Annotated in this window: 5 protein-coding genes; 3 read left to right on the forward strand and 2 right to left on the reverse strand. The window is 29.1% G+C overall.

What is annotated here, in order from left to right; all coding sequences use genetic code 11:
- Nucleotides 1–1,074 (reverse strand): phospho-N-acetylmuramoyl-pentapeptide-transferase (gene mraY, locus Q4A58_RS07765; protein WP_303118089.1); only part of this gene is annotated, 1,074 nt, incomplete at its 3' end.
- Nucleotides 1,074–2,918: a D-glycero-beta-D-manno-heptose 1,7-bisphosphate 7-phosphatase gene (gene gmhB, locus Q4A58_RS07770; RefSeq protein WP_303118091.1), complete on the reverse strand. Its 1,845-nt coding sequence runs from the start codon at nucleotides 2,916–2,918 to the stop codon at nucleotides 1,074–1,076. The genes gmhB and mraY, both read right to left, overlap by 1 nt.
- 329 nt (nucleotides 2,919–3,247) lie before the next feature.
- Here gmhB and glpQ point away from each other — a divergent pair, with 329 nt between their 5' ends.
- From glpQ to Q4A58_RS07785, 3 genes are all read left to right on the forward strand, one after another.
- Nucleotides 3,248–4,306 (forward strand): glycerophosphodiester phosphodiesterase, encoded by a 1,059-nt coding sequence (gene glpQ / locus Q4A58_RS07775; protein WP_303118093.1) that lies wholly within the window; start codon nucleotides 3,248–3,250, stop codon nucleotides 4,304–4,306.
- A gap of 151 nt (nucleotides 4,307–4,457) precedes the next feature.
- Complete coding sequence (locus Q4A58_RS07780; RefSeq protein WP_303118095.1) at nucleotides 4,458–4,733, forward strand: ACT domain-containing protein; 276 nt, start codon at nucleotides 4,458–4,460, stop codon at nucleotides 4,731–4,733.
- A gap of 14 nt (nucleotides 4,734–4,747) precedes the next feature.
- A complete protein-coding gene (locus Q4A58_RS07785) occupies nucleotides 4,748–6,112 on the forward strand; it encodes a PFL family protein (protein WP_303118096.1) in 1,365 nt (454 codons plus the stop codon).
- Nucleotides 6,113–6,329 lie beyond the last annotated feature (217 nt).

Raw genomic sequence — 6,329 nt, forward strand, 5'->3', positions numbered from 1 at the left:
CATTCTAACTATTCCTAGAGCTATTATGCCACATATCAAAGCAGTAATCCAAAATCTCATTGTAACCTTTGTTTCCGCCAAACCAGAAAGTTCAAAATGATGATGAATAGGTGCCATTTTAAAAATTCTTTTTCCTCTCAACTTAAAAGAGGCTACCTGTAATATAACAGAAATTGCTTCCATTACAAAAACAAAACCTATAATGGGTAAAAGTAATTCTTGTTTTAACAAAAGAGCTATAACTCCTAATATACCCCCAAGTGTTAGAGAGCCTGTATCCCCCATAAAAATCTGTGCTGGATAACAATTATACCACAAAAAGCCCAACCCTGCCCCCGTGATGGCAGAAAGAAAAACACTCAATTCCCCAGAGCCTACTGTATAGAATAAATGTAAGTGAGAACTAAGCTCTATATGCCCTGTAAAGTATGCTAACACTCCTAGTATTGTAGAGCAAATTATCATAGGCATAATAGCTAAACCATCAAGCCCATCTGTTATATTTACTGCATTTGAAGTTCCTAAAAGGGTTATTTGAATAAAGAAGAACATACCTATTCCTCCTAAAAAAATAAAACTATTTCCACTTAGAGGATTTACAAGAGTCATATCTATTCTATGGCTACCAGTCAAACCTACAAAATAAATATATGCCCAGACTATCGTAGCTATCAATCCTTGATACAAAAGTTTTCTTTTTCCTGATAGCCCTTTTTTGCTAACTTTAAATTTTTTATAGTCATCAATAAAACCTATAGCAGCAAACATCAATGTACTTAAAAGTACTAAAAACATTCTGCTATTTTTTAAATTATTTACAATTAAACTAGTTAAGACAACAGCTGTAACAATTAAGACTCCACCCATTGTAGGTGTTCCTTTTTTTGAAAAGTGCGAACTTGGTCCATCTTCTCTTATAGATTCCCCAAATTTCTTGACTTTTAAATATTTTATAAAAGGTCTTCCAGCTATTAAAACAACAGAAAACGAAAATACAAAACTTATAAATGCCCTTAAATAAATAGATTTAAGAAATGCTAGATTTGCAAAATTTTCTCCTAATATATATAACATTACTCAACTTTCCCCTTTTTAATTTCAATTATTTCTTCTAATTTCATTCCTCTTGAAGCTTTCAGTAAAATAACTTTTCTCTCCTTTATTCTATTGAGGCTCTTTACAATTTCTTCTTTCTCCTCAAAATATTTAATTCTTTCTTCTCTACATAAATTAAAAAGCTTGTCGTAAGCTTTCTTCATTCTCTCACCATAAAGATATATAGTTTTAATATTCTTATCCAGAATATATTTCAAGATTTCAATATGATAGTTTATCTCATCCACACCAATTTCTAAAATATCACCTAAAACAGCTATCTTATATCTGTCATTATATATGGAAGCTATCGTGTCTATTGCCGCCTTCATAGAAGTAGGACTAGCATTATATGCATCATTTATATAAATATCATCATCTATTTTAATTTCTTGAAATCTCATTTCACTAACTTTTATTCTCTCTAAGCCTTTTTTTATCTTTGAATTTTCCAAACCCATTTTTTCACATAAACCTACTGCTATAGCTGCATTTATAACATTATGCTTTCCCAATAAATTACTAAGATATTGTTGAGAATTAATTGTGAATCTGCTTTCATTTTCTGAAAAAGAGAATTCATCTATTTGTACATCATTATTTTTTTTAAAACCAACTTTTACTGCCTCTATTTTTTCCAAAAAATCATCATCCCCAAAGACAAACAAATTTTCTTTTTTTACAAAATCCAACATCTCTGTCTTTGCCTTGAAAACATTTTCTCTAGTTTTCAAATATTCTAAATGAGATTCTCCGACATTAGTTATAATACCGTAATCTGGTCTAGCTATCTCACATAGTTTTTTAATTTCTCCAAAATCACTCATTCCCATCTCTAAAACCGCTACTTCATTTTCAACAGTTAAATTTAAAATTGTAAAAGGTAAACCTATATGATTATTATAATTCCCTTCTGTCTTTAAAACTGAGTACTGCTGTGAAAGAATTGAGTGAACTATATCTTTTGTTGTTGTTTTTCCATTACTACCAGTTATACCTATAACTTTTAAAGCTAATTTTTCTCTATATTTTTTTGCTAAGTTCTGCATAGTCTCTATTGTATTTTTTACATTTATAATTCTATCATCACATATGTCTGTATTATCTGCAACAATAAGAGAGGCTCCCTTTTTCATAGCCTCACCAATAAATTTATTCCCTTTATTTATAGCAAAGAAAAGTGAGTTTTTCGAAACTTTTCTGCTATCCATCGCAATATTTTCTATAAAAATATCTCTGTTAAATTCTTCTTTAATAAGTTCTGACAGCTTTTTCCTTTTTAAAATTTCTGAAAATTCTAATAAATTATCACAAATTAGAGTTTCAGTTGTTCTAATTTTTTCAAATTCTTTTTTTCCATAGCCAGTTTTTACTAAAACAGTTTTTAAACCAGATTTAGCACCCGCCTCTATATCAGAAACTTTATCTCCTATCATATAGGATTCTGCTCTATCTATTTCATATTCTTTAATTGCTTGCTCTATGAGAGCATTATTTGGTTTCCGACATTTACACTCTTTTTTATATATGCCTATACCTTCTTTCGGATGATGAGGACAAAAATAAAATTTACTTATTTCTGATTCATTTTCCTTTAAAACACTATTCATAGCTTCATTAAATTTATATAAATCTTCTTCTGAAAAATAATTTCTTGCTATGCCTGACTGATTTGTTATAACTATTAATATATAACCTAATTTTTTAAAAGTTTTTAATGCATCTATTGCACCTTTTTCAAACTCTAAGTCTTCAACTTTATATAAGTAGTTTTTCTCTACATTTATGGTTCCATCTCTATCTAAAAAAATTGCTTTTTTCATTTTATCCTCTTAATTTTTTACATGATATTATATTATATCATAAACATTATTAATTTTAGTAAATTTCTTTAATTTTTCTTAAATTTTTAAAACTCATTATCCACATACTTTTTAAAACTAATTTGTAATAAAAACATATATTGATTTCATAAATTATATTGAAATTTTAAATTTTTATTATAGTTTATTTTAAACTATAATAAATTATATAAATTTAAGCTTAAAATGAATTTACATATTTTTTAACTTGCCTACTATATTTATTTTACATAAAAGTTTTTAAAATTTTATTAGCTTTATAAATAATTAAAATTATTAGGAGGTTTATTATGAGTTTTAAAAAAGCTTTAATTTTATGCGGAGTTTTGGTCAGCACTGCCCTATTTGCGAAAAGTGAAAAAATTATTATCGCTCACCGTGGTGCATGTGGCTACCTACCTGAGCATACATTGGAATCTAAGGCTTTAGCTTTTGGTCAAAAAGCAGATTATCTTGAACAGGATTTAGCTATGACGAAAGATGATAGAATCATAGTTATACACGATCATTTTTTGGATCAACTTACAGATGTTGCTAAAAAATTTCCTGACAGAAAAAGAGCTGATGGGCGTTATTATGTAATTGACTTTACTCTTGCTGAAATTCAAACTCTTGAAATGACTGAAAATTTTAACATTAAAGATGGCAAAGAAACGGCTGTTTATCCAAATCGTTTCCCTCTATGGAAATCTCATTTCCGTATTCATACTCTTGAAGATGAACTAGAATTTATACAAGGGCTTGAAAAATCTACAGGAAAGAAAATTGGTATATATCCTGAAATTAAAGCTCCTTGGTTACACCATCAACATGGAAAAGATATTGCAAAGGCTACATTGGAAATTCTAAAAAAATATGGTTATACTAAAAAATCTGATTTAGTTTATTTGCAAACTTTCGACTATAATGAATTAGTTAGAATAAAAACTGAACTTATGCCTAAAATGGGTATGGATATAAAATTAGTACAACTTATAGCATATACAGACTGGCATGAAACTGAAGAAAAAGATAAAAATGGAAAATGGGTAAACTACGACTATGAATGGATGTTTAAAGAAGGTGCAATGAAAAAAATTGCTAAATATGCTGATGGAGTAGGACCAGGATGGTATATGCTGATAGATGATAAAAAATCTGAATCTGGAAAAATTGTCTATACTCCTATGGTTAAAGATATTGCAACTACAAAGATGGAATTACATCCTTATACAGTAAGAAAAGATGCTCTGCCTCCTTTCTTTAATAACATTGATGAAATGTTTGATGCACTGTTTAACAAAGCAGGAGCTACTGGTGTATTTACTGATTTCCCTGACTTAGGGGTTAAGTTTCTTGAAAAAAAATAAAACTATTTCTTTTATTAAATAAGTATACCTAAAAGGGCTGTTGCATATTTATTTTAAATATGCAACAGTTCTTTTTTCTTTATTTTTCTTTACTTTTAAGTTATAATCAAAATAATAAAATTATTTATTAATCAAATAGCAGGAGGAAGCAATGAAAAATAAGATTGTTATAACCGTTGTAGGAAATGATAGAACTGGAATAGTTGCAAATGTTTCTACTAAAATAAGTGAACTTAATATGAATATAATAGATATATCTCAAAAAATTCTTGAAAGTAATATTTTTGCGATGATTATGTTGGTCGAAGCTGATAAAAATATAGATATTCAATTCCTACAAAATGAATTTCATAAACTGGAAGAAAAAATTGGCGTTAAGATATTTCTTCAACATGAAGAGATTTTTAGAACTATGCACAGAATATAAAATTAGGAGGTTCCATGTACTTATTACCTGATGAGATATTAGAAACAATTAATATGATAGATATGCAAAATCTTGATGTGAGAACTGTTACGTTAGGAATCAGTCTTCTTGATTGTATTGATTATGATGCTGAAAAAACAGCTGAAAACATTTATAATAAAATAGTTAAAAATGCAAAAAATTTAGTATTATTTGCAGATGAAGTTGCAAATAAATATAATGTTCCTATAGTTAATAAAAGGGTTGCTGTCACTCCCATATCTATTATTGGAAATGCCACAAATACTGATGATTATAGTATTTTTGCTAAAGCGTTAGACAGAGCTGCTAAAGAAATAGGCATAGACTTCATTGGTGGTTTTTCCGCCCTTGTTGATAAAGGTTTTACAAAGGGAGATATAAACCTTATTAAAAGTATTCCTAAAGCTCTGAGTGAAACTGAAAGAGTTTGTTCTTCAGTAAATGTAGGTTCAACGAAGTCTGGAATAAATTTAGACGCCATTAAAATGATGGGAAAAACTATAAAAGAACTGGCTAATCTATCAAAGAATGCTGACGGCTTAGCCGCGGCAAAATTTGTTGTATTTACTAATGCAGTACCTGATAATCCTTTTATGGCTGGAGCATTTCATGGAGTTGAAAATGCAGATTTAGTTTTAAATGTGGGTATAAGTGGTCCAGGAGTTGTAAGACATGTTTTATCACAGATAGATAAAAAAGCTAAAATTGAAGAAATAACGGAAGCTATAAAAAAGGTAAGTTTTAAAATAACTAGAATGGGAGAATTGGTTGGAAAAGAAGTTGCTGAAAAATTAGGAGTTGATTTTGGAATAATAGATTTATCTCTTGCCCCAACTCCAGCAATAGGTGATAGCGTAGGTAATGTTTTAGAGGAGTTTGGACTGGAGGCTGTTGGAGCTTATGGAACCACATTTGCACTTGCAATTTTAAATGATGCTGTTAAAAAAGGTGGGGCTATGGCTGCTACTCGTGTCGGTGGATTAACTGGTGCCTTTATACCTGTGAGCGAAGATCAAGCTATGATAGAAGCAACAAGTAAAGGTTATTTGACTCTTGAAAAACTAGAAGCTATGACCTGTGTTTGTTCTGTTGGACTTGATATGATCGCAATTCCAGGTGATACAACAGAGGCTGTTATTTCTGGAATTATTGCTGATGAAATGGCTATAGGCATGGTTAATAATAAAACAACTGCTGTTCGTATTATACCTGTTCCAAATAAAAAAGCAGGAGATAGAGTTGTTTTTGGTGGCTTACTTGGTGAAGCTGATATAATAAATATAAATACCTTAGATTGCTCTACTCTTATTAATCGTGGAGGAAGGGTTGCGCCTCCTATTCAAGCATTAAAAAATTAAAACTTAGATATAAAAAATGAAGTTACTAAAAATTTATATACTCTAGTAACTTCTTTTTTTATTTTTGTAAATTTATATATCTTATTATATAATTTTTGAATTTAAAATATAGAAAATTTTTTGCTTTGAATTTTTTATAAAAAAAGCCGATTGGAGATTTTAAAAAAATCTATTCCAATCGGCTGATTTTTTCTGTAAAATAAAGTTACCACACCCA

This window comes from Fusobacterium sp., assembly GCF_030528405.1.
GTDB lineage: Bacteria > Fusobacteriota > Fusobacteriia > Fusobacteriales > Fusobacteriaceae > Fusobacterium.